Source organism: Streptomyces sp. NPDC017676, from assembly GCF_044329325.1.
Classification (GTDB): Bacteria; Actinomycetota; Actinomycetes; order Streptomycetales; family Streptomycetaceae; genus Streptomyces.
Window position 1 is genome coordinate 132822 of the sequence record NZ_JBIRJA010000002.1, and the last position, 22803, is coordinate 155624.

Below are 22803 nucleotides of genomic sequence, written 5' to 3' on the forward strand. Positions count from 1 at the left end.
CCACGCTGCCGTATGCGGTGTGCCCACGGACGAGCGGTGAACAGGCCTCGTCTCCAGGGGCGTCGACCTCGCGCTCGCCCACGACTCCGACCCGGTCCGGCTGTGCCACCGGCTCCCTGCTCCACCTGCCGCCGGAAGTGAGCGCGCTCTCGGCCGGCCCACTCGCCGGCCGCCGGTCCTCCCTGTGGTGCAGGCTTCCTGGGGGCCGCCGGCAACAACCGGCAACAACACACCGCCACCACGGTCACCACCACGGCGGCAACGCAGGGAGCACCGGAGTGTGATCGAGCGCTTGTCGCGGTTCAGCGCGTCCGAGGGGCAGGTCGGTCAGTGATGGAAGGCCAGGAGTTTGGCGATGCCGTTGCGCTGGATCTCGGAGGTGCCGGTGAGGATGCGGAACATGCGGATCTTGCGGAAGAGGTACTCGATCTCGTTGCCCTGGGTGAGTCCTTCCTTGCCGTGGATCTGGACGGCCTCGTCGAGGATGCGGAAGGCGGACTCGGCGACGAAGAGCTTGCACATGAACGCCTCGGCGTGGACCTCCCGGCCCTCGTCCAGCGCGGTGAGCGCCGCGTAGGTCATGGAGCGGGCGGCGTAGAAGTCGGTGGCCATGTCGGCGACCTTGTGCTGGATGGCCTGCATCATCAGCAGTGGCTGCCCGCCGGCGACCTTGCGGGTGCGGGTGCGGTCGAGGGTCAGTGCGATGGCGCGGCGGGTGGCGCCGAGGACGGTGGGGCAGTGCAGGAGGCGGTTGGTGGTGACCCGGCCGAGCGCGATGCGCATGCCCTTGCCTTCTTCGCCGAGGAGGTTGGCGGCGGGGACGTAGCAGTCGTCGAGGACGATGTCGCTCTCGATGTGCTCGCCGGACATCGGCGTCGCTCCGTCCTCGACGCGGCAGCCGGGGCTGTCGAGGTCCACGAGGAAGGCGGAGAACCGCGGCTTGTCGCCCTCGTGTTCTCCGGTGCCGGCCATACGGGCGACGACGATCGCGAAGTCGGCGAACGGGCCCGCCGAAGAGAACACCTTGTGCCCGGTGAGGCGGTAGCCGTCGCCGTCGGGGACCGCGACCGTGCGCATGGAGCGCACGTCGGAGCCCGCGTCGGTCTCCGTGAGGGAGAAGCAGCAGGTGCGTTCGCCGCGGATCAGCGGCAGCAGGTACTTCTCCAGCTGGTACCCGGTGGCGTGCTTGAGGATGTCGCCTGCGCGCAGGGGGCCGCCCATGTCCCCGAGCACGCTGTGCGAGAGAACGCGCCCGCTGGCGCCGATCTCCTCCTTCAGGACTGCCAGTTGGGTGTACGAGAGATTCTGTCCGCCGTACTCCTCGGGCAAGTGGACGCCGTAGAAGCCTAGTTCGCGGCTGCGGCGCCAGACCGGTTCGAGGTCGGCGCGGGTGAGGCGGCTGCTGGGGGTGATGCGGCGCTCGCGTTCGTAGTCGGCGAGTTCGCCGTCGAGGTAGTCGCGCAGGCGGTCGACGAGTCCGGCGGTGCGGGGGTCGTCGTAGGAGGGGCGCAAGGAGAAGGTCATCTGGGGCTCCGGGGGCGAGGGTTCAGTTGACGCGGCGGGCGGTGTCCGCCCAGAACGGCTCGCGTACGGCCTTGCGGTCGAGCTTGCCGTTGCGGTTGTGGGGGAGTTCGGTCACGAAGTCGACCGACCGGGGCTTCTTGAAGCGGTCCAGCCTGTCCGCGCAGAAGGTGATCAGCTCGTCGGCCGTGACGGTCGTACCGGCGTGGGTGACGACGACGGCCTTGACGGCCTCACCCCACTGTTCGTCGGGCACGCCGACGACGCAGGCTTCCCGTACGGCGGGGTGCTCGTAGAGGGCGGCTTCGACCTCGGTGCAGTAGATGTTGAACCCGCCGGAGATGATCATGTCCTTCTTGCGGTCGACGAGGAAGAGGTAGCCGTCCTCCCGCATCCACGCCAGGTCCCCGGTGTGCACCCAGCCGCCGCGGAAGGTCTCCGCGGACAGCTGCGGCTCCCGCCAGTACTTCCGTACGCAGTCCGGGCCGCGCACGATGACCTCGCCGACCTCGCGCGGGCCCAGTTCCCGGCCCGCCTCGTCGACGACGCGGATCTCGGTGTCGTAGGAGGCCCGGCCGCAGGACTGGAGCAGCTCCGGGTCCTCCTTCACCGCGCGGGCGATCTCCTCGCTGCTCAGGCCCGCGACGACGCTGGTGGTCTCGCCCAGCCCGTAGCCCTGGGCGACGACCGGGCCGAAGAACTCCACCGCGTCCCGCAGGCGCTGCGGTGAGATGGGTGCGCCGCCGATGCGCACGCTCGTCAGGGAGGACAGGTCGTACTGTGCGGCACGTGGGTGGGCGAGGACCATGTTCACCATGGCCGGCACGAGGAAGGTGGCGGTGATGCGTTCCTTCTCGACCGTCTCCAGGAAGCTCTGAGGGCTCCAGCTCGGCAGGACGTAGGTCGTGGAGCCGCCGAACACCCCGGCCAGCAGGCCCATGCCGGTGGCGTGGGTGATCGGGCCGCAGGCGAGGTAGCGGGTGCCGGGGCGGGGGCGGGACTCGTCGGCCATCAGCTGTTTGCGCATGTTGGCGAGGCGGTTGCCGACCGTCTGCACGGCGGCCTTGAGCGCGCCGGTGGAGCCGGAGGTGAAGTTCAGGACGCAGGGGTCGTCCTCGCGGACCTCGACGTGGAACGGCGTCTCGTCGCCCTCGGCCAGCAGGTCGCCGTAGGACACCTCGCCCGGCTGGGCGCCGTCCAGCGGGACGGGCAGGCAGTCGGTGCCCGCGGCGGCGATCGCGGCCAGGGCGTCCTCCCGGTGGGCCGCGTCGAAGACCAGGGTCCGTACGGGGGCGTACCGCAGGATGTGCTCGATCTCGCCGCTTCCGAGGCGTGCGTTGATCGGTGCCCGCGTCAGCCCTGCCTTGTACAGGGCGAATTCGACCTCCACCAGCTCGCCCCGGTTCCAGGCGAGGGAGGCCACCGCGTCGCCGGGGCCGAGACCCCGGGCGGTCAGGGCGGAGGCAAGCCGATTGGTCGCGCGGTCGAGTTCGCCGAAGCTCCAGGAACGGTCCCCGCACACGAGGGCCGGGGCCTGGGGCCAGTAGCGAGCGCTGCGCGAAAGGTAGGTGCCGAGGTTCATGAAGAGACCTGTCTCCCGAGCGGAAGGGGTGAGGGCTGGAACGGAGGGCGAGCCGCGGTCCTGCCGTGATGAGGGGCCCGGTGGTCCGGCCGTGGTGAGGAACCCGCTGGACCGGCCGTGGTGGCGGGCTCACCGAGGCGTAACCATACTGGCCAATCAATTACATACAGCTTGTTCAGTAACGTGGGAGGTGTCAAGAGCCTCCTAGACTGAGCACACCCGCGCCGCACGACCGAGGAGGGGGCCCGATGGCCGAGGACAGACGGACGAGACGGTCACGCCGTGCCCTGGGGGCGGCTCTGGTCGCGCTGGTCCTGGAACGCGGCTTCACCGCGCTGACCGTGGAGGACATCACAGAGCGGGCGGACGTGGCCCGCGCGACCTTCTACGCCCACTTCCGTGACAAGGAGGACCTGTTCGCCCGGGTGACGGCCGACCTCCTGGACGAGCTCGGCGAGCGGCTCGCCCCCGCCGTCGCGGACAGCGCGATCGGCTTCACGGGCAAGCCGGTCCTGGAGATGCTCCGGCACGCGCGTGAGGAACGCGACCTGTACCGGATCGTGCTGCGCGGCGAGGGTGACGGCAGACCTCTGCAGATGTTCACGGACGCCTGCGCGAGGGCCACCGCGGAGGAGTTCCGTGCCCGCGCGGAGCGCAACGCGGTCCGGCCGCGCATCGACCCCGATCTGCTCGCCCGGGTGTGGGTGGGCGAGCAGGTCGCCGTACTGCGCTGGTGGGTCGAGCAGGAAACCCCGTCCCTGCCGGCCGAGGAGGTCGTGCGCATGCTGCTCGACCTGGCACTGCGCGGACGGTACTGGGCCAGCGGCTTCGAGGCGCCGGCCTGAGCGTCCGGTCAGGGCCCTCAGGGCGTGGGGCCGGTTCCCTCGGTCGCGCCCAGCCGTCGCGCGTCGAGCTCCGGCCGGATGGCGACCAGGGCCGTCAGGCCGCAGGCCAGCATGACGACGGCGGACAGCAGGAAGGCGTGGTCGTACCCGGTGCCGGGCGAGGCGGCGGAGTCCAGGAGGCGCCCGGTCAGGTACGGGGCGATCAGCCCGGGCAGGGTGCCCGTCGCGGCGACGATACCGAAGACCGCACCTCGCCGGGAGGCGGGCACGACCGCGGATGCCGTCATGTAGTGCAGGGGGAACACGATGGCGTGGCCGCCGAAGGCGACGGCGAGCAGGGCGATGCGGGCCCAGCCGGTGGTGATCGGGAGGGCGGCCATGGCCAGCGCCGCGACGACCACCGCGATGCCCTGCGGGGCGCCGCTCGACCACCGTCGCGAGAGGCCGCGCCGGTGCAGCCGGTCGAGGACGGGCGGCGTCGCGAGCAGCAGGACGAGGCTGAGGGCGGAGATGGCGCTGATGAGCGTGGCCGCGGTGCTCGGTGCCATGCCGAGCTGCGTGCGCAGGTAGACGGGCAGCCAGGCGTGGCTCAGGGCGAGGGCCCAGGAGCCGCCGAAGGCCGCGGCGATGCTTCCGCACACCGTGCCGTTCAACAGCAGACGCCGGTACGGCAGCCGCTCGGTGCGAAGCGCTGCCCGAGCGGTGCCGTCGGCCGGCCGTGAGCTCCGCGCGCGCCCCTCTGCGTACGGGCCGTCATGTCCCACCCGCCACCACACCAGGCTCCACACCAGGCTGGTCACGGCGAGCACCGCGAAGGCGGAGCGCCATCCGAAGCCGGTGATCAGCCATGTCACCACCGGCGCCGCGATCAGCGTGCCCAGCGCGGCACCGCTGATCTGGAGCGCCGAGGGCAGGCCCCGGCGGTCCGCCGGGAACCACTTGTACAGGGCGTGCATCGACATCGAGGCCGCGGGTCCCTCCGCCGCCCCCAGCAGCACCCGCCCCGCCACGAGTGCGGGCACGGAGGCCACGAACAGCACCGGCAGTTGGGCGACCGCCCACAGAGCGGCCATCGTGAACAGCAGGACCCGGCTGGACACGCGTGCCGAGGCGAAGCCGACGATCAGCCCGGAGAGGCTGAACAGCAGCGCGAACGAGCTGGAGACCAGCCCGTAGGTGCTGTTGCTGATGCCCAGCTCGTCCATGATCGGGACGGCCGCGAGTCCCAGGACGGACTTGTCGGCGTAGTTGATGAGCATGAACGTCACGATCAACGCCGTGATCAGCCAGGCCCGCCGGCGGTCGAATGCCGGACGGGAGGGGGCCTCGGCACCCGCACGGGGCGGCGCGGGCGAGGACGGTTCGACCATGGGGCACTCCTGCGGCTCGGAGGGGAAGCGTGCGGTGAACGGCGCGGCGGCCGAGGCCGGCCGGGCCGGCGCTCGCGGGGGCATGACGGACGCGTGACTGCTGCCCCAGGGCTTCCGTCGGCGAGGGGCTGTCGTCCCGTGCTGAACAGGTTGTACGTTAACGGCGTCGATGTTCAATACCCTTGCAGTGACGGAGTTGCCCGTGAACGACACGACCCGCCTCGGTGACCTTGCGTGGACCCGCGGCTACACCGACCCCGCGTGGATCCGCCGCTTCACGTCATCGGGCCGCGAACTCTCCCCCAGCCGCCGGGTGTGGCGCGGGCCGGAACCCGCCCGAGCCCTCCCGGGGGAGCCCGACGCCCTCGACGGGTTCGCCCTCGACATCGGCGGGGCCGCGATGACGCTGCCGGACCTGTTCGCCGCCGCGCAGACGGACGCCTTCCTGGTGCTGCACCGGGGCAGCGTCGTCCACGAGACGTACCGGCACGGCGCCCAGGCGCACACCCCGCACTTCAACGCCTCGGCGGCCAAGTCCTCCATCGGACTGATGGCGGCGACACTGGCGCACCAGGGCCTCCTGGACCGGTCGGCCCGGACCTCCGCCTACGTCCCCGAACTCGCCGGAACCGCCTTCGGTGACGCCTCGGTCGAGGACCTGCTGCACATGGGCACCCAGGTCAGTTACGCGGGCCGGCCCTTCGACAAGGCGATCGAGGCCCAGCGGTACCACGCCGTCCTCGCACCGCAGCTGCGGCCCTACGGCTACAGCGGCCCGACCACCATCCGTGAGCACCTCCTGACCGCCCGAGCCACCGGCCGGCCGGGCACCGGGTTCCGCTACGAGAACGGCAACGTCGAGGCGCTGGCCGAGGTCCTGCGGAGGGTCACGGGTCTGAGCACCTCCGCGCTGCTCAGCGAGATGATCTGGTCGAAGATCGGCGCCGAGGAGGACGCCTACTACGTCCTCGACGGCGACGGAGTCGAGGCGGCTTCCGGCGGCTTCAGCGCCACCGCGCGCGACGTCGCCCGCGTCGGCGAGATGCTGCGCCGCGGCGGGGCGGTCGGCGACCGGCAGGTCCTGCCCGAGGAGGTGGCCACGACGATCACCAGCGGTGTGCCCGACGGCTACCCCCGCCGCGTGCGGTTCCCCGCCGCGCCCCCCGACTCGCCGGCCACGCTCTCGTACCACGACCTGTGGTGGATTCCGAACGACCCCTATGGCTCGTACATGGCCAGCGGCATCCATGGCCAGCGGCTGTTCGTCTCGCCCGGCCTCGACCTCGTCGCCGTCCACTTCGGCTCCCAGGTGATCTCGCCGGACGTGCCGGTCGCCCCGCTCGTCCAGGCGTTCCTGGGGATCGGCGTCCACCTCGCGGCGACCCGGTGAGCTTTCTGTGAAATCGGGCCGCGGCGGCGGCGACCTCGGCCCGGATCCAGCCGCCCGGCCTCTTCGCGGCGGCGGATCTCTCAGAAGACTCCCAGAGACTCTCCGAGTGCGTTCAGGCCGGGGTGACAGCGTCGGTGGCTGTTCCGACGAAGCCTCGACCTGACAGGAGCCCTTGCTGTGGCCACGTTCCTTCACAGGCTGGGCCGGTTCTCCTTCCGGAGGCGCCGGCCGGTCGCGCTGCTGTGGGTGGTACTGCTCGTGGGCACGGGCGTGCTGGCCGGGAGAGCGCCCGCCGCGCCGCCCAACGACTTCTCGATGCCCGGTACGGAGGCACAGCAGGCGTACGACGTGCTGGAGAAGAGCTTTCCGGAGCTGAACGCCGACGGGGCGACGGCCCGGGTGGTGTTCCGGGCCGAGGACGGCAAGGTCACCGACCCCGAGGAGAAGAAGGCCGTCCAGCGGACGGTCCGGGAACTCGGGGAAGGCCCCCAGGTCGTACGGGTCACCGACCCGTACGCCACCCGTTCGGTGAGCGAGGACGGCTCCACCGCGTACGCACAGGTCTCGTACGAGGTGCCCGCCTCGCAGTTGGAGGAGAGCTCGCGCGACGCGCTGCAGGACACCGTCGACCGGGCGGGCTCGCAGAAGCTGACCGTCGAGGTCGGCGGCAACGCCGTCAACGCGATGGCCGGCGGACACTCCTCCGAGGCCCTCGGCCTGGCCGTCGCCGCCGTGGTACTCGTCATCACCTTCGGCTCGCTCCTCGCGGCCGGCCTCCCGCTGCTCACCGCCGTCCTCGGAGTCGGTGTCGGCGGTCTTGCGATCAAGGTGCTCGCGGAGCCGCTCGGGCTCGGCTCGACCACCAGCGGTCTCGCCACCATGATCGGCCTGGCCGTCGGCATCGACTACGCCCTGTTCGTCGTCTCCCGCTACCGCGCCGAACTCGCCCGGGGCAGGGACCGGGAAGCAGCGGCCGCTCACGCGGTGGGCACCGCGGGGTCCGCGGTCGTGTTCGCCGGTCTCACCGTGATCATCGCCCTCGCGGGACTGAGCGTGGTCGGCATCCCGCTGCTCACGCAGATGGGCCTCGCCGCCGCCGGCACGGTCGTCATCGCCATGCTGATCGCCGTCACCCTGATCCCCGCGCTGCTCGGCCTCCTCGGACGCCGTATCCGCCCCACCCGCCCGCGGCGCCTAGGCGCGGACGGCCGGCCCAAGCCGGCCATGGGCGTGCGCTGGGCACGGTTCGCCGTCCGGCGTCCGGTCGCCGTCCTGCTGGGCGGAGTCGCCCTGCTCGGCGCGGTCGCCCTGCCCGCGGCCTCTTTGGACATGGGGCTCCCGGGCGACGAGTCCAAGCCCGCCTCGACCACGCAGCGCCGCGCGTACGACCTGATCGCCGACGGCTTCGGTCCCGGCTACAACGGCCCCCTGACGGTGGTCGTCCAGGCCGACGGCGGCGGCAGCGCCCAGGAGGCCGCCCGCGACGTCGCCGCGGAGCTCCGCGGCAGGAAGGACGTCGCCGCGGTCGGGCAGCCCCGGCTGAGTACGGCGGGTGACACCGCAGTCCTCACCGTCGTACCGGTCACCGCGCCGGCCGGCGCCGAGACGGCCGACCTCGTGCACGCGCTGCGCGACCCCGTGCTCGCGAGCGGGCACGATGCCCGCGTGCTGGTCGCCGGGTCGACGGCGATGAACGTGGACGTGTCGCAGAAGCTGTCCGACGCCCTCCTCCCGTACCTGGGACTCGTGGTCGGCCTGGCGTTCCTGCTGCTGATCGCCGTCTTCCGGTCCCTCCTCGTCCCGCTCAAGGCGGCCCTGGGCTTCCTGCTGTCGGTCCTGGCCGGCCTCGGCGCGGTGGTCGCGGTCTTCCAGTGGGGCTGGCTGTCCTCCCTCTTCGGGGTCGCGGTCCCGGGACCGGTGATGTCGATGACGCCGATCTTCATGGTGGGCGTCGTCTTCGGTCTCGCCATGGACTACGAGGTGTTCCTCGTGACCCGGATGCGCGAGGCGTACGTGCACGGGCGGTCGCCGAAGGACTCCGTGGTCAGCGGCTTCGAGCACAGTGCACGGGTGGTGACCGCCGCCGCCGTCATCATGATCTCCGTCTTCGCCGCCTTCATGGGGTCCGACGAGCAGATGCTCCGGACGATCGGCTTCGGGCTCGCCGCCGCCGTCCTCTTCGACGCGTTCGTCGTCCGCATGGCGATGGTCCCGGCCGTCCTGGCCCTGCTCGGCCGGCGCGCCTGGCGCCTTCCCCGATGGCTGGACCGGCTCGTGCCCTGCCTGGATGTCGAAGGCGAGCGGCTCGGACGAGAGGCGGACGGTGCCGCGACGGCGCCCGCCGCCGGAGTCGACGCCGGCCCGGACCCCGCCGTCGGGGCGGCGGGCGGCGGCGGCCGCCGGGGCTCCGCCGTCTGATCAGCCTTCGTCATGTCCCGTGCGATGCCTCCTCCCCGATTCCCGTCCCCAGGAGCCTGCCCATGTCCTCCGCCGCACGTCGCCTCGCTCCTCCCGGTTCACCGTGGCGCCACGCCCTCGAAGGCGCCTTGTCCGTCGCGGCCGCGGTCGTGGCGATGGCCGCCGCCGCGTGGGCGGCACTCGCCGCCCTGGGCGCCGGAGCGATCGCCCCGGTCTGCCGCCTCGTGCCGATGACGGTGAGCATGGCCGTCGGTGGCGGCGTCACCCTGGAGTCGGCTCCCTCCGCCGGGTCCGCCGACGGAGGTGGGCCGGGCGGCGGCCTCGGCGGGCTGCTCGGCGGCGGTGGCGGGGCGGGCCTCGGCCTGAGCGGTGCGGTGGCGGTGACGCCGCTGGCGCTGACGTTCCTCGGCACGGCCCTCCTGGGGGTCGGCTTCTTCAGGCCCTTGCGCCGGCGGCAGCGGCCTGCCGCGGCGCTGCTGTGGGCCCGGTGCGGCGGCGCGCTGGTGACCGCGGCCGTGGTCCTCCCCGTCCTGGCCTGCCTGGCTCAGGGCACCGCCCGGCTGCCCGAGTCCGTGACGGAACGGTTCGGCAAGGGTGCGGCGTCCGGAGCGTTCAGCCGGTTCACCGGAGGCGGCGAGGGCGGAGGCCTCACCAAGGCGTTGTCCCCGGTGGTGTTCGAGACCGACGCCGTGGCGACCACCTTCCTCGGCCTGCTCTGGGTGGGCGCCGTCCCCGCCCTCGGCTGCCTCGCGGCCCGCCGTACGACACTGCCGCGCCCCCTCGCCCTGAGCCGCCTGCGACTGAAGTGGAACGCCGTCACCTCCACCCTGACCGCTCTCGCCGCGGTGCTGTGCCTTTCGGTCCTCGCCGTCGCGCTGTCGGCCGGGGCCGCGGCCCTGACCGGGAGGGAACAGGCGGCCCGGGCGGCCGGTCTGCTGCTGCTGATCGGCCCCAACCTGATCGCCGTGCTGTTCACCGTCGGCCTCGGGACCTCCTGGGAGGCGGGCATGCACCGCATCCGGCCGGCGAGCGGCGGGATGCTCGGCATGCTCGGCGGCGCCCAGGGCGGTACGGGGGGCACGGGGGGTACGGACAGGTCCGTCGACCTGGGCGGCTGGTCGGGCGCCGGCGTGCCCCTGTGGCTCCTCGGCATGCTGCTGACGCTGCTCCTGCTCGTGGTCGGCGGGTATGCCGTCGCCTGCCGCACCCCGGCGCGCACCCCGAGGGAGGAGTCCGAGCCCCCCCTCGGCCGCCATGCGGAGATCGCGCTGCGGATGGGCATCGCGGTCGGCGCCACGACCCTGGTGCTCCCGCTCCTGGCCCGCGGGTCGCTGCGGTTCGGCATCAGTCTCATGGGCAACGAGATGGGCGGCGTCACGGCCGGTCTCGACGCCGCTCCGGGACTGTCCGCTCTCACCGGGTTCGTCCTGGCCGTCCTCGCGGGCTACGGTGGCAGCCGCCTGCAGGGCCGGAGGGCCCGCCGCCGGGGCCCTGCGGCGCAACGGCCGGGCACGGCGCCCCGACGGCCGGCCGGCGCGCGGTCCACGCCGTCCCGGGTGACGTCCGACTCGGCGTCGTGAGCGTCGTGTGATCTCCTCAGAAGTCCGGTCCTGTTCGTGAAGGCGGCGATCCACACCATGGCGGCACCGACACCCCCCTCGCACCACCCCGCGGGTCGCCCCGACCACCTGCTCGTCGTCGACGACGAGCCCACGGTACGGGAGTTGCTGCGCACGGCTCTGCGCTACGCCGGCTTCGACGTGGCGGCCGCCGCCACCGGCCAGGAGGCCCTCGACCTGGCCGCGCGGCACACCCCCGACCTCGTCCTGCTCGACGTCATGCTTCCGGACATGGACGGCTTCGAGGTGATCCGCCGTCTGCGGGCCCGGCCCCGCTCGGCCCTGACCGGCCAGGGCGGGGACGTCCCGGTCCTCTTCGTCACCGCACGGGACGACCGCCAGGACCGGCTGCACGGCCTGCGTCTCGGAGGCGACGACTACGTCACCAAGCCCTTCGACCTCGAAGAGCTCATCGCCCGCATCCATGCCGTCCTGCGCCGTACCCGGGGCGAGCAGCCCGCCCGGCTCGTGGTCGGCGACCTGGCGCTCGAACCCGACAGCCACCACGTCACCCGGGCCGGCCGCACCGTGCGCCTGTCCCCGACCGAGTTCCGCCTCCTGCACTTCCTGGTGGCCAACGCGGAGCGCACCATGACCAAGAATCAGATCCTGCACAGCGTGTGGGAGTACGACTTCGGCGGCGACCCCAGCATCGTCGACACGTACATCAGCTATCTGCGCCGCAAGGTCGACACGGGTGAGCCCAAACTCATCCACACCGTCCGAGGCGTGGGCTACGTGATCCGCGAGCCCCGGCCATGAAGCGCCCGGACCGGTGGCCGACCCGCGGACGGCTGAGCCGGGTTTCCCTCCGGACCCGCCTGGTGTGCCTCTCCGTCGCCCTGGTCGCCGTCGGCCTCCTCGGCACGGGGGCGATCGTCACCACGGCGCTCCGCGGCTACCTGGAGAACCGGGTCGACGACAGGCTGGTCCTCACCGGCCAGATCGCGGCCCGCCTCGCACCGCCCGCCGGTACGGGAACCCCGCCGAGTGTGCGGGCCCTGAGCGTCCTCGGCGACACCACCGTGACCTACCTGGACGACGACGGTGCCACCCGCAGCACGTTCGACGCGAGCACCGCGCCACCCGGCGGCGGAGCCGAACTCCCCGCCCTCGACCACGCGGCCGTCCTCGCCAGAGGGGGCCGCCCCTTCACCGTGCCCGCCCGGGACGGCGACCATGAGTGGCGGGTCATCGCCCTCACCCAGCCCGCCCAGGTCTTCCCGCCCGAGCGGGCCGGAGCCCGCGGCAGTGTCCTCGTCGCCACCTCCCTCGACGAGGTCGACCGCACCGTCACCACGACCCGGAACCTCTCCCTGACCGTGGGTGCCGCCCTGCTCGCGCTCCTGACCGCCGCCGGCTGGTTCGCCGTTCGCTCCGGACTGCGTCCCCTGACCCGGATCGAGGAGACCACCACGGCCATCACCGCCGGCGACTACTCCCACCGCGTCCCCGAACTGGCCGCACCGCACACCGAGGTGGGGCGGCTCACCGCCTGCCTCAACCAGATGCTCGCCCAGATCGACACGTCCTTCCAGGCCCGCGCGCAGGCCGAGGCGAGAACCAGACGCTTCTTCGCCGACGCCAGCCACGAACTGCGCACGCCCCTCGTCGGCATCAAGGGCTACACCGACCTCTACCGCATGGGCGCCCTGCCCACCCGCGACGACGTCGACCAGACCATGACCCGCATCGCCGAGGAGTCCGAACGTCTCACCCGGCTCGTCGAGGAGATGTTCCTCCTCGCGCGCCTCGACGAGGACACCGGGGACGGGGGCCCGGACCGAGCACCCACCTTCGCCCTCGACCTCGCCCCCATGGACCTGCGCACCCTCGCCGCCGACGCCCTCCACGACGTTCGCGCCCTGGACGCCGCCCGCCCGGTGACCCTCACCGGGCCCGGCGGCGGCAAGCCGGCGACGGCCCCCGCCGTCGCCGACGAGGCGCGCCTGCGCCAGGTCGTCACCAACCTCATCGGCAACGCCGTCATCCACACCCCGCCCGGCACACCCATCAGGATCGGAGTCGGCACCGTCGACGGCCGCGCCGTCATCGAAGTCGCCGACGAGGGCCCCGGTCTCACGCCCGCCGAACGCGAACGTGTCTTCGACCGCTTCTACCGCACCGACGACTCCCGCACCCGCGCGACCGGCGGCTCCGGCCTCGGCCTCGCCATCGCCCACGCCCTCGTCACCGCACACGACGGCCGCATCTCCCTGGAGACCGCCCCCGGCCGGGGCTGCACCTTCCGCATCGAGCTCCCGCCGCCCGACCCGTCATACCGAGGGAGCGCCGATGGGAAGGCGTGAACGAGCGCCCTCCCGGGTCAGCGCCTCTGCCTCGGCCGCGCCCTGACCACGTCCCGTACCGGCGACCACGACCACCTTGCCCAGGAGCCGCTTGGGGTGCAGGTCGCTCATGGCCGCTCCCGGGACCGGCGCCGGCCGGCGGGCAGCGGCACCGGGTCCGCGCCGGGCACGACGGTGTTGGACACGCTGCCGATCCCCTCGACGGTGAGGGTGACGGTGTCACCGGGCTTCAGCGGCGGTGGTGTCCGCTCACCGCGCAGGCCCCACAGTTCGGCGAGGCAGCCACCGTTGCCGCAGGTGCCGGACCCCAGGACGTCGCCGGGCCGGGCAGCACCCGCGTGCCGCGCGAGGCGTAGGCCACCATCTCCTCGAAGGTCCAGCTCATGTTCGACAGCGGGTCCGACCCGACCGTCTCGCCGTTGACCTCCGCGGTGAGCGCGAGGCGCAGGAGGCCGTCGGCATCCCGGTACGGCTCCGGTTCGTCGGCGGTGACCCCGTTCTCCCTTCGAGGGGCCGTTCGTCCGCCCGTCCAGTGCCGTAACGTCGAACCGGAGTCCGTCGGAACCGACGCTGCGCGCACGGGTGCGTGCGGGATCGCGTACGACCATGGCCTTGCGCAGCCACCGGTCCGTGCCGTCGTACCGGGGCCGAAAGGGAGCGCGGTCGTGGACGAAGCGTTGGCTGTCGAAGAAGAGGACGCAGACGGAGACACCTGAAGGCACGGGCGTCATCGCGGTGAACGAGCGTCGTCAAGGCTCTCGGCCCCCATGCGGTCGGCGGGACCGGCAGAGGGCCCCAGGACGTACTGGCCGACAACTGCCGTGAGCCGCGGCAGAGATGTCTCACCGCGGTCGCATCACGGTCAGGTCGTCGCCCCACGCGTCCAGCACCTCGCCGTGTCCGGCGGCCCGAGCCGCCTCCTCGACGAGGGTGAACAGATGCCGTTGCTGGGAGACGTCACCGGTGGCCGAGATGCGGTCCACGGCGTGCAGCAGTGCGTCGGTGTCCCAGCCCGGCAGCGGGTACCGGGCGAGTTCCCACTCCAGGTACTTGTTGTAGGGCCGGGGGCGACGGTCCAGTGCGAAGAGCAGCTCCAGCAGGAACCGCATGCTGTCGGCCGCGTCGAGTCGGGCGGCGAGAGCCCGGCCGTCCCGGTCGTTCTTGAGGGAGCGCAACAGGGAGTTGGCGTAAGCGTCCAGCCATTCGGCCGATGTCCGGAACGCCTCATCGGCGTCCAGCCGAGCGCAGTCGGCGAGGACGCGGGCGATGCCCCCGTCGAGCCGGTCGAGCACGACCTTGCCGCGGGCGAGGGCGTAGCGTTCCCAGTCGGGCACTCCGGCCCCACGGAACTCGCTGAGCGTGACGATGACGAGGTCGAGGCCGGCGCTGCGGTGGCCTGCGAACCGGGTCAGATCGGTCCTGGCGTCATCGGCGACGATCACGTACAGGTCGTGGTCGGAGTACCGGGTGACCATGCCCTCGTGGGCCTGGGATCCTTTGAGGACAAGGCCGACAACGGCCGGATCAGCTACGGCTGTCTTGACGAACGCGTCGTAGGTGAGGAGCTGCTGAGCAGTCATGGCGTGACTCTCCGATGAGGTGACGACGGGTATGCCTGCCGAGGCGTCCCCTGGGACGGGAGGCCCTGCACCGCTTGCGGCTGCGCGTGGCCGCCGTCTGGCCGGACGCCAAGTGCTCCTGAGCCCCTTCCGGAAGGCGGCTCAAGGGCGGGCCCGTTCGTGGAGGTGGGGGTGGCCACGAAGCCACCGTCGGCAGCGGAGCGGGCGTCGGCGGTGGTCAAGGCCGGCAGAGGCGCTCGATCAGTGCCTGCCAGCTGTCGCCGAGGCGGTCCGCCATCGCGGGTGCCGGTGCGGTCGACGGCTGCGGTGCCGAGAGATAGAGCATCACCGGGCCCTCCAGCGCCGCGGTGAGCTGTAGCGCGAGGCTGTCGAGGTCGGCGACGCCGGGTCGGGCCAGGCCCAGGAGCATCCGGATGTGCATGTGCGTCAGGATCGCGGGCGAGCCGGCGGGGACGGGCCGTTTGCGGTCGAGAGAGGCGCGCACGATCGCCAGGTGGTCGGCGAGGTAAGCGGTGCGGGCACGGCCGTACGCGATCAGGCGGTCCACCGGGTCGGCACCAGGGCCAAGCGGTGGCGGGCCGTTCAGAACCTGCTCCTGGAAGGCGTGCTCGTCCTCGTCGAGCAGGGCGTGGAAGATCCCCGCGCGCGTTCCGAAGCGGCGGTAGACGGTGCCCTTGCCCAGGCCCGCGCGCTCCGCCAGGCCGTCCATCGTGACCTTCTCCACGCCGAGCTCGGCGACCATGGCTCGGGCGGTGGCCAGGAGCTGTTCGCGGTTGCGGGCGGCGTCGGCGCGCTCGGCGCGGGGCCGCCCGAGCGGCACCAAGGGGCTGTCCATGGCCTCCAACTTATCTCTCGGAATACTAAGCGGGGTGAAGTCCGCTTATGCTTGCGTCCGCACCGCCCCCTCCCGTCACTCACCACCGGACCGAACCGTGCACGCTTCTCCGTGGATCCCGCAGAGCCGGGCCCACCGCTTCAGCGCGGGCCAGGTCAAGGCCGTCGCCACGCTCGAAGTGCTCACCGCGCTCGGCCTCGTCCTCCCGGCCGCGACCGTGCGTCGGCCCGGGGCTGACCGTGCTCGCGGCCACCGGTACGGCCCTGATCGTGATCGACGCCCTCGTCACGCACGCCCGTGGCGGGGAGGGACCCCGGATCGGCCCCGGTGCGGTGCTGCTCGACACAGCCGGGGTGATCGCCTGGGGGCGGTCCGGCCCCTGCGCACGGTGATCCGGGCCTTGAGCGCACTCCCTCTCCCCTCTCGGTTCACGAAGGAGCCACCCCATGTCTGATCTCGTCTTCGGCCTGGACACGTTCGGCGACGTCCCGGAGGACGACTCCGGCCGGCCGGTCTCGTACGCGCGGGCCATCCGGCAGGTCGTCGACGAGGCCGTCCTCGCCGAACAGACCGGCGTCGACGCCCTCGCCCTGGGTGAGCACCACCGCCCCGAGTACGCGATCTCGACCCCGGAGACCGTGCTCGCGGGCATCGCGACGCGCACCGAGCGGATCCGGCTCGGGTCCGGTGTGACCGTGCTCAGCTCCGACGACCCGGTGCGGGTGTTCCAGCGGTTCGCGACGCTCGACGCCCTGTCGAACGGGCGGGCCGAAGTGATTCTCGGGCGCGGCTCCTTCACCGAGTCGTTCCCGCTGTTCGGCTACGACCTGGCCGACTACGACGTGCTCTTCGAGGAGAAGATCGACCTCTTCGCGAAGCTCCTGGAGGAAAAGCCGGTCACCTGGAGCGGTACCAAGCGGGCGCCGCTCACCGACGCCGACGTGTTCCCCAAGACCGAGAACGGGCTGACCACCTGGGTCGGCGTCGGCGGCTCGCCGCAGTCGGTGGTGCGCACGGCGCGTTACGGGTTCCCGCTGATGATCGCCATCATCGGCGGCAGCCCGACCCGGTTCGCCCCGTACCTCGACCTGTACCAGCGCGCCACCGAGCAGTTCGGCACCACGGCCCACCCCGTCGGCATGCACTCGCCGGGCTTCATCGCGGACACCGACGAGGAGGCACGGGAACTGCACTGGCCCCGCTACAAGGTCATGCGGGACCGCATCGGCGCGCTGCGCGGCTGGCCTCCGGTCAGCAGGGCGGAGTACGAGCGCGAGATCGAGCACGGCTCCCTCTACATCGGCTCGCCGGACACGGTCGCCCGCAAGATCGCAGGCGCTGTCTCGGCGCTCGGTGTCGGCCGGTTCGACATGATCTACGGCTCCGGCACCATGCCGGTCAGTGCCCGCCTGCGCGCCGTCGAACTGTACGGCAGCAGGGTCGTCCCGATGGTCCGCGACATCCTGGCGTCGCGATGAACGGCACGGGTGGCACCGACGTGCGCACGATCGGCGTCCTCGGTGCCGGGAAGGTCGGCACCGTCCTCGCCCGTCTCGCTGTGGCGGCCGGGTACCGCGTGCTCATCCCCGGGTCGGGTGCCCCCGCCGGGATCGCGCTCACGGTCGAGGTCCTCCCCCCGGGCGCGGTCCCGGTCACCGCGGCTCAGGCGGCGAAGGGCGATGCCATCGTCCTGGCCCCGCCGCTGGGCAAGTGCCGGAGCCTTCCCGGGAAGGCGCTGGACGGCAAGCTCGTCATCGACGCCATGAACTACTGGTGGGAGGTCGACGGCGACCGCGACGACCTCACCGATCCGCGTACGTCGTCCAGCGAGACCGTGCAGGGATTCCTGTCGGGCGCCCACGTGGTCAAGGCGTTCAACCACAAAGGACACCACGACCTTGGCCACCCCGGTCCTCGACCTCGGCGGCGGCTCCAACCCGTCACCGCCGGCCTCCTCGACGAGTCGGCCGTCCACGTCGGTGCCGACGGCCTCGGCTGACGTCTTCCGCCTCTGCCGGCAGCGGTCCGGTGGGGCGGCGCCTCCTCGCACGCCCGCCGCCCCGCCGGGCCCGCTCCCACCGCACGGGGAATCGCTCGTGCGTCGTCCGACACGAAGGACCCTCTTGGCCCCCGACATCGCCGGACACGCGGGATTGCCGCGTCTCGCAGCCGTGGCGGCCACCGCGGTCGCCGTCGTCGCGGTCTGCGTCGCCGGACGGCTCTCGACCGCCCGTCACCGCCCCCGGACGCAGACGGTGCACCGCGGCACCGGCGTCCCCGGCACCGGCCCGCTCGCCCTGCTGCCGCGGGAGGCCCAAGAGACGGGTAGGGGCGAACCGTTCGCGATGGACTGGACGCGGTGCGACGGACACGCGCTGTGCGCGAGCGTGCTGCCCGAGCTGATCCGGACGGGCCGGGACGGCTACCCGGTCGTGTCGGACACCGTCATCCCTCCGTACCTGGCCGCACGGGCGCGGGCCGCGGTGCGGCGCTGCCCGGAGCTGGCCCTTCGGGTCGAGAGGATTGGGACTTGTGAGGTCGGGACGGTGACACACGGTCAGGGGCGGCCGGCAGCAGCCACAGGATCGCCCTGTCCCGCAGCCGCCGGCTCCCGTAAGCAAGGCCCGCACGATCGCGCCATAGGATGGCCCGTCCCCAACTCACGGTTGAACCTAAGGAAACAGATGGGTAGACAGATACGGCGCCTGGCGGCACTCGCCGCCCCCCTCGCGCTCGGTGCGGCACTGCTCGCTCCGGCCACCGCTCAGGCCGAGACCGTCGTCTCCGGCAACTACACCGCGGTGTTCAACTACCCCACGCCCACGACGTACGACTCCTCGATCAACACGTCGGTCGGCAGCCTGATCGATCTCGCGGCGCCCAACTCGACGCTGTACATGGGCATGTACTGGTTCAACAGCTCGGACCTGGCGGCGAAGCTCGCCGCCGCGCAGAGCCGCGGCGTCACGCTGCGCATCATCTCGGAGTCGGCGAACCGGGCCAGCAGCAACCTGGACGGTCTGACGCTGACGGGCAACTCCAGCCTCACCTGGTGCTCCCGGGGCTGCCTGGGCAACGGCTCGGGCGACACGAACGCGATCGACCACGACAAGTACATCGTGTTCGACGCGCTCACCGACGGACGCACGAACGTGGTCTGGCAGAGCTCGCAGAACCTCGCGGGCGGCCAGGACGGCGAGATCAACAACGCGGTCGTCGTGTCCAACAACGCGACCCTCGCCTCCCGGTACCGCGCGCACTTCAACGACCAGATCAAACACGCCGGCGACAGCTCGCACACCACGTACGACTACACCACGGGCGACCCGAACTCTCCCGTCGAGGCGTTCTTCTTCCCCCGCGACACCGCCTCGGACGCCGGCCACTACGGCAACGCCGACATCCTCGCCTCGTTCATCGACAAGGTCGACTGCTCGATCGACGGCAAGATCAGGATCTCGGCGGCCGAGCTCGACCAGCGATCCACCCGCCCGGCCGTCTACGACGCCCTCCAGGCGAAGCGGTCCCAGGGGTGCAGCGTCGACGCGAACGTCCGCGATCTCAGCAACGGCGGCGGCAACGACGGCGTCAACGACCTGACCGCGCTCGACGTCGCCGCCTACGGCAACCGCCCCGGCGGATGCCGCTACAAGTCCTCGGCGACCGCCTCCTGCAACCACGGCACCACCCACTCCAAGTACCTGCTGACGGAGTGGACGAAGGCCGACGGCACCAAGGCCCAGCACGTGTACACGGGCTCCCACAACTGGACCGCGGGCTCGCTGAAGACGAACGACGAGACGCTGCTGCGCATCGACGACCCGGCGGTCTACCAGGCCTACGTCGCCAACTTCAACAAGGTGCGCTCGGGTGCGGTCGACATCGACGCCTCGAAGTACGGCTCGACGTCCCAGCACTACTCGCGGGTCAACGTGCAGGCCGACGGCGACCAACACTACAGCGCCATCGCCTCCGGCGGCACCTCGTCCGTCTACACCGCCGTGGTGTACGAGCAGGGCGACCGGCACGACTCCTCGGACACCGAGCTGGGCACCGACGTGTACATCCGCATGTACAAGGACGGCGTCCCGCTGTGGAACGAGAAGCTGCTGAGCAACGGCGGCACCGCCGGCAACACGACCTGGTCGCACCAGAAGCCCGACGTCGGCGTGGACGACCAGGGCAACGCGATCGTCGTGTGGGCCAAGGACGACGACGGCAACAAGTACGCCGACATCGCCGTGGTCAAGGTGGCCGCGGACGGCACGGTGACCGCCCTGCCGCGCCCGCACGCCTCCGGCAGCGGGGACCAGCTGCGGCCGACGGTCGCGGTGGCCGGTGACGGCTCCTACACCGTCGCCTGGGAGAGCACGGCCGACGGCTCCACGCTCAACCAGGTCTACGCGAGCAGCTGGTCCGGGACCGGTGCGCTGCGCTACCAGGACGTCCAGGTCAGCACGATCAACTCGGGTGCGGCCGGGTCGAACCGTCGCCCCGACGCGGCGATCGACGACGCCGGGAACACCACGATCGTCTGGGAGGAGGACGCGGACGGCAACGGCGGCCTCAACATCGGTCTCGCGAAGCTGAACACCTCGGGCGGCTTCGCAGTGGCCCGCAAGGTGGCCAACTCCCTGACCGACGGGCAGCAGACCGTCCCGGCGGTGGCGTCGGCGGGTGACGGCCGGTTCGTCGTGGCGTGGACGGACGAGTACACCACCGGCACCGGCACGCTGGTGCGGCCGCAGCGGATCTACCACCGCGTGTTCTCCGCGGCCGGCAGCGCCGCGGCGGCCGAGCAGCGCACCACCGAGGACGGCACCGGCAGCGGCCCGTACGTCGACGGCCAGCGGCCGATCTCCGACCAGGACGTCGCCGACGTCGCGGTCGCCGACAACGGCGGCTTCGTGGTCGCGTGGAAGGAGGCCTTCGACGTGAACATCGGCGGGACCGTGTACCCGGGCAAGGACGACGTGTGGGCCCGCGGCTTCAACGCGGACGGCACGACGACCGGCAGGCTCCCCGCCTACCGGATGAACGTGGTGACCGGCGGCGGCCAGGGCGGCCCGGCCGTGACCCTCGCCCCGACCGGCCGGCTCGCGCTGACGTACTCCGACGACTACGACGGCAACGGCTTCAACGAGATGCGGCTGCGGGACGCCTTCAGCAACTCCTGAGTCCCGCTGAGTCCCGGGGAGCCATCGCTCCCGGGGCCCGCGCGGTAGTGTGGCCGGTGGCTCCCGCGCGGGCCGGGTCGGACACGACGGGGGGTCGTTGGTGGGGGGTTGGCGCCGGCAGGAGCCCGGGCGTCTGGCCGGCCGGTCGGCGCCCGTGCTGCCTGCATCGCTGCGCGTGTCGCTCGGGCCGGTCGCGGCCCTCGCCGCGCTGGTGGTCGTCGTGCTCGGGATCCTGTACGCCGGCCACGGCGAGCCCGGCGCGGTGGACAGGTGGGTCGTCCGGCCGACGGCGGACAGTGTGCGGCCGCCGTGGCGGTACGTCGCCCTGACCATGGACTTCCTGGGGGAGCCCGCGGGAGCGGTGATGCTGGTCGTGGCCACCGTGACCGGCTGCCTGCTGCTCCGGCGTCCTCGGGGGGCGGTGCTCGTCGTCGCCGGCGTCGGTGTGGCCGTAGGGACGGCGACGCTGCTCAAGCACGTGGTGGGACGCACCATCCACGGCGCCGACAACCTGTCGTACCCGAGCGGGCACACCGCCTTCGCCACCGCGCTCGCCTACGCGGTGGCGCTGCTCGTGGCCGGCCGGCCCGGCCCCGGCAGGGCGGCCGGCGCGTCACTCGTGCTCGCCGCGACGCTGGTGGCGGGCGCCGCCATGGGCTGGGCGGAGGTCGCCCTGAGCGCGCACTACCCGACCGACGCCCTCGGCGGCTGGTGCACCGCGCTGGCGGTGACACCGGTGACCGCGTGGCTGGTCGACCGCACGGCCGACCGCCCGGCCCGGCGGACGGCCGGCGCCGGCCGGCGAGAGGGCGACTGACCCTGGGTCAGGCCAGTCGGCGGAAGACGGGCTTCACCGGGCGTCCGCCCAGCCAGGGCGTGGGATCACCGGCGTCCAGTGCCTTCCGGTACACCGCGCACGCCTGGGCCACCACGTCGACGGTGTGGTCGATGTCCGCGTCGCTGAGCGCGCTGCTCACCACGAACGACGGGGCCAGCACCCCGCCCATGAGGAGCCGGCGCAGGAACAGGGTGCGGAACTCCTGCGACGGCTGCCCGCTGCCGTCGAGGGTGGCGAAGACCAGGTTGCTGGCCCGGCCCCGGACGACGACGTGGTCGCCGACCCCCATGGCGGCCGCGGCCTCGCGGACTCCGGCGGCCAGCCGCTCGCCGAGGGCGTGCAGGCGCGCGGTGACGCCCTCTTCGACGTAGGTGGTGAGCACGGCCATCGCGGCCGCCAGGGAGTGGGTTTCCGCGCCGTGCGTGGTGGACAGCAGGAACACCCGGTCGCCGGAGTGGCGCAGGCCGCCCCGCTCCATCAGCTCCCGGCGCCCGGCCAGCGCGGAGACGGCGCATCCGTTGCCCAGGGCCTTGCCGAACGTGGAGAGGTCGGGGACGACTCCGTACAGGCCCTGGGCGCCCGCCTCGGACCAGCGCAGGCCGGTGATCATCTCGTCGAAGACCAGGACGCAGCCGTGCCGGTCGGCCAGTTCGCGCAGGCCGGCGAGGTATCCGGGCGGCGGCTCGGTGTGGGTGGCGGGTTCCAGGATCAGGCAGGCGACCTCGTCCCGGTACCGGGTGAGCAGTTCCTCCGTGGCGGCCAGGTCGCCGTAGGGGAACGTCACGGTGAGCTCACTGGTCGACTCCGGGATGCCCGCGGACATCGGTGTGGTGCCGATGAACCAGTCGTCGACGGAGAAGAACGGATGGTCGGCGCAGAGGGCCACCCGCGGGCGCCCGGTGACGGCGCGGGCGAGGCGCACCGCGGCGGTGGTGACGTCGGAGCCGTTCTTCGCGAACTTCACCATCTCGGCGGTCGGCACCGTCGCCAGGAAGCGTTCCGCTGCCTCCACCTCCACCACGGACGGCCGGACGAAGTTGCCGCCGCGGTCGATCTCCCGCCGCACCGCCTCGGTCACGCGGGGGTGGGCGTGGCCGAGGCTGACCGACCGCAGGCCGGAGCCGTACTCGACGTAGCGGTTGCCGTCGACGTCCCACACATGGGCGCCGCGTCCGTGGCTGATGACCGGGGCCAGGTCCTCGGGGTACTGGTCGTCGCCCTTGGCGTAGGTGTGCGCGCCCCCGGGAACCAGGGCGTGCAGCCGCTCGTTCATGGCCCGCGACCGGGGCAGGTGGAACTCTTCGGTGTCCAAGCCGGCT

The 22803-nt window shown here is 72.4% G+C and carries 17 protein-coding genes and 3 pseudogenes; 12 read left to right on the forward strand and 8 right to left on the reverse strand.

Annotated elements, in window-relative coordinates:
* Nucleotides 1–327: 327 nt before the first annotated feature.
* Both ACH4LD_RS04970 and ACH4LD_RS04975 read right to left on the reverse strand, forming a co-directional pair.
* Nucleotides 328–1524, reverse strand: a complete 1197-nt coding sequence (locus ACH4LD_RS04970; RefSeq protein WP_398054495.1) for an acyl-CoA dehydrogenase family protein — start codon at nt 1522–1524, stop codon at nt 328–330.
* Nucleotides 1525–1546: 22 nt separating this feature from the next.
* Nucleotides 1547–3103 (reverse strand): AMP-binding protein, encoded by a 1557-nt coding sequence (locus ACH4LD_RS04975; protein WP_398054494.1) that lies wholly within the window; start codon nt 3101–3103, stop codon nt 1547–1549.
* 248 nt (nt 3104–3351) lie between these two features.
* Between ACH4LD_RS04975 and ACH4LD_RS04980 the strand changes: the two genes are divergently transcribed.
* Entirely contained in the window at nt 3352–3948 is a 597-nt protein-coding gene (locus ACH4LD_RS04980; RefSeq protein WP_398054493.1) for a TetR/AcrR family transcriptional regulator, read from the forward strand.
* A 17-nt stretch (nt 3949–3965) separates the two neighbouring features.
* On the opposite strand, the gene ACH4LD_RS04985 is transcribed toward ACH4LD_RS04980, so the two are convergent.
* Nucleotides 3966–5318 (reverse strand): MFS transporter, encoded by a 1353-nt coding sequence (locus ACH4LD_RS04985; protein WP_398054492.1) that lies wholly within the window; start codon nt 5316–5318, stop codon nt 3966–3968.
* 202 nt (nt 5319–5520) lie between these two features.
* Between ACH4LD_RS04985 and ACH4LD_RS04990 the strand changes: the two genes are divergently transcribed.
* From ACH4LD_RS04990 to ACH4LD_RS05010, 5 genes are all read left to right on the forward strand, one after another.
* Entirely contained in the window at nt 5521–6708 is a 1188-nt protein-coding gene (locus ACH4LD_RS04990) for a serine hydrolase domain-containing protein (RefSeq protein ID WP_398054491.1), read from the forward strand.
* Nucleotides 6709–6885: 177 nt separating this feature from the next.
* A complete protein-coding gene (locus tag ACH4LD_RS04995) occupies nt 6886–9126 on the forward strand; it encodes an MMPL family transporter (RefSeq protein WP_398054490.1) in 2241 nt (746 codons plus the stop codon).
* Nucleotides 9127–9188: 62 nt separating this feature from the next.
* Nucleotides 9189–10706 carry a streptophobe family protein gene (locus tag ACH4LD_RS05000; RefSeq protein WP_398054489.1) on the forward strand — a complete coding sequence of 506 codons (1518 nt, stop codon included), beginning with the start codon at nt 9189–9191 and terminating at the stop codon, nt 10704–10706.
* Nucleotides 10707–10763: 57 nt separating this feature from the next.
* Entirely contained in the window at nt 10764–11507 is a 744-nt protein-coding gene (locus tag ACH4LD_RS05005; protein ID WP_398054488.1) for a response regulator transcription factor, read from the forward strand.
* Nucleotides 11504–13054 carry an ATP-binding protein gene (locus ACH4LD_RS05010; RefSeq protein WP_398054487.1) on the forward strand — a complete coding sequence of 517 codons (1551 nt, stop codon included), beginning with the start codon at nt 11504–11506 and terminating at the stop codon, nt 13052–13054. The genes ACH4LD_RS05005 and ACH4LD_RS05010 overlap by 4 nt, the downstream gene beginning before the upstream one ends.
* Here ACH4LD_RS05010 and ACH4LD_RS05015 read toward each other — a convergent pair.
* The 4 genes and pseudogenes from ACH4LD_RS05015 to ACH4LD_RS05030 form a co-directional block, all read right to left on the reverse strand.
* Nucleotides 13055–13165 (reverse strand): annotated as a pseudogene (locus ACH4LD_RS05015) (3-oxoacyl-ACP reductase); the annotation flags it as partial.
* Nucleotides 13162–13547 (reverse strand): annotated as a pseudogene (locus ACH4LD_RS05020) (fumarylacetoacetate hydrolase family protein); the annotation flags it as partial. The pseudogenes ACH4LD_RS05020 and ACH4LD_RS05015, both read right to left, overlap by 4 nt.
* 349 nt (nt 13548–13896) lie before the next feature.
* A complete protein-coding gene (locus tag ACH4LD_RS05025) occupies nt 13897–14634 on the reverse strand; it encodes a hypothetical protein (RefSeq protein WP_398054486.1) in 738 nt (245 codons plus the stop codon).
* Nucleotides 14635–14851: 217 nt separating this feature from the next.
* Nucleotides 14852–15469, reverse strand: coding sequence for a TetR/AcrR family transcriptional regulator (locus tag ACH4LD_RS05030; protein WP_398054485.1), 618 nt, complete (start codon nt 15467–15469; stop codon nt 14852–14854).
* Between the two features lie 239 nt (nt 15470–15708).
* Here ACH4LD_RS05030 and ACH4LD_RS05035 point away from each other — a divergent pair, with 239 nt between their 5' ends.
* The 6 genes and pseudogenes from ACH4LD_RS05035 to ACH4LD_RS05060 all read left to right on the forward strand — a co-directional run bounded on the left by ACH4LD_RS05035 (nt 15709) and on the right by ACH4LD_RS05060 (nt 21463).
* A complete protein-coding gene (locus tag ACH4LD_RS05035; RefSeq protein WP_398054484.1) occupies nt 15709–15861 on the forward strand; it encodes a hypothetical protein in 153 nt (50 codons plus the stop codon).
* Between the two features lie 54 nt (nt 15862–15915).
* Nucleotides 15916–16947 (forward strand): LLM class flavin-dependent oxidoreductase, encoded by a 1032-nt coding sequence (locus tag ACH4LD_RS05040; protein ID WP_398054483.1) that lies wholly within the window; start codon nt 15916–15918, stop codon nt 16945–16947.
* Nucleotides 16944–17468 carry an NADPH-dependent F420 reductase gene (locus ACH4LD_RS05045; protein ID WP_398054482.1) on the forward strand — a complete coding sequence of 175 codons (525 nt, stop codon included), beginning with the start codon at nt 16944–16946 and terminating at the stop codon, nt 17466–17468. The genes ACH4LD_RS05040 and ACH4LD_RS05045 overlap by 4 nt, the downstream gene beginning before the upstream one ends.
* Before the next feature lie 346 nt (nt 17469–17814).
* Nucleotides 17815–17973, forward strand: a pseudogene (locus ACH4LD_RS05050) (ferredoxin); the annotation flags it as partial.
* A 180-nt stretch (nt 17974–18153) separates the two neighbouring features.
* Nucleotides 18154–20646 carry a phosphatidylserine/phosphatidylglycerophosphate/cardiolipin synthase family protein gene (locus ACH4LD_RS05055; protein WP_398054572.1) on the forward strand — a complete coding sequence of 831 codons (2493 nt, stop codon included), beginning with the start codon at nt 18154–18156 and terminating at the stop codon, nt 20644–20646.
* Between the two features lie 133 nt (nt 20647–20779).
* Entirely contained in the window at nt 20780–21463 is a 684-nt protein-coding gene (locus ACH4LD_RS05060; protein ID WP_398054571.1) for a phosphatase PAP2 family protein, read from the forward strand.
* A gap of 7 nt (nt 21464–21470) precedes the next feature.
* Here ACH4LD_RS05060 and ACH4LD_RS05065 read toward each other — a convergent pair whose 3' ends face one another.
* Nucleotides 21471–22796 carry a glutamate-1-semialdehyde 2,1-aminomutase gene (locus tag ACH4LD_RS05065; protein WP_398054481.1) on the reverse strand — a complete coding sequence of 442 codons (1326 nt, stop codon included), beginning with the start codon at nt 22794–22796 and terminating at the stop codon, nt 21471–21473.
* Nucleotides 22797–22803 lie beyond the last annotated feature (7 nt).

What these genes read in the sequence shown, in the direction of transcription:
- ACH4LD_RS05045 (WP_398054482.1), top strand. Translation starts at nt 16,944, where the DNA reads ATGAACGGCACGGGTGGCACCGACGTGCGCACGATCGGCGTCCTCGGT.
- ACH4LD_RS05005 (WP_398054488.1), top strand. Translation starts at nt 10,764, where the DNA reads ATGGCGGCACCGACACCCCCCTCGCACCACCCCGCGGGTCGCCCCGAC.
- ACH4LD_RS05055 (WP_398054572.1), top strand. Translation starts at nt 18,154, where the DNA reads ATGGGTAGACAGATACGGCGCCTGGCGGCACTCGCCGCCCCCCTCGCG.
- ACH4LD_RS05000 (WP_398054489.1), top strand. Translation starts at nt 9,189, where the DNA reads ATGTCCTCCGCCGCACGTCGCCTCGCTCCTCCCGGTTCACCGTGGCGC.
- ACH4LD_RS05010 (WP_398054487.1), top strand. Translation starts at nt 11,504, where the DNA reads ATGAAGCGCCCGGACCGGTGGCCGACCCGCGGACGGCTGAGCCGGGTT.
- ACH4LD_RS04985 (WP_398054492.1), bottom strand. Translation starts at nt 5,318, where the DNA reads ATGGTCGAACCGTCCTCGCCCGCGCCGCCCCGTGCGGGTGCCGAGGCC.
- ACH4LD_RS04975 (WP_398054494.1), bottom strand. Translation starts at nt 3,103, where the DNA reads ATGAACCTCGGCACCTACCTTTCGCGCAGCGCTCGCTACTGGCCCCAG.
- ACH4LD_RS04980 (WP_398054493.1), top strand. Translation starts at nt 3,352, where the DNA reads ATGGCCGAGGACAGACGGACGAGACGGTCACGCCGTGCCCTGGGGGCG.
- ACH4LD_RS05025 (WP_398054486.1), bottom strand. Translation starts at nt 14,634, where the DNA reads ATGACTGCTCAGCAGCTCCTCACCTACGACGCGTTCGTCAAGACAGCC.
- ACH4LD_RS05030 (WP_398054485.1), bottom strand. Translation starts at nt 15,469, where the DNA reads ATGGACAGCCCCTTGGTGCCGCTCGGGCGGCCCCGCGCCGAGCGCGCC.
- ACH4LD_RS04970 (WP_398054495.1), bottom strand. Translation starts at nt 1,524, where the DNA reads ATGACCTTCTCCTTGCGCCCCTCCTACGACGACCCCCGCACCGCCGGA.
- ACH4LD_RS05040 (WP_398054483.1), top strand. Translation starts at nt 15,916, where the DNA reads ATGTCTGATCTCGTCTTCGGCCTGGACACGTTCGGCGACGTCCCGGAG.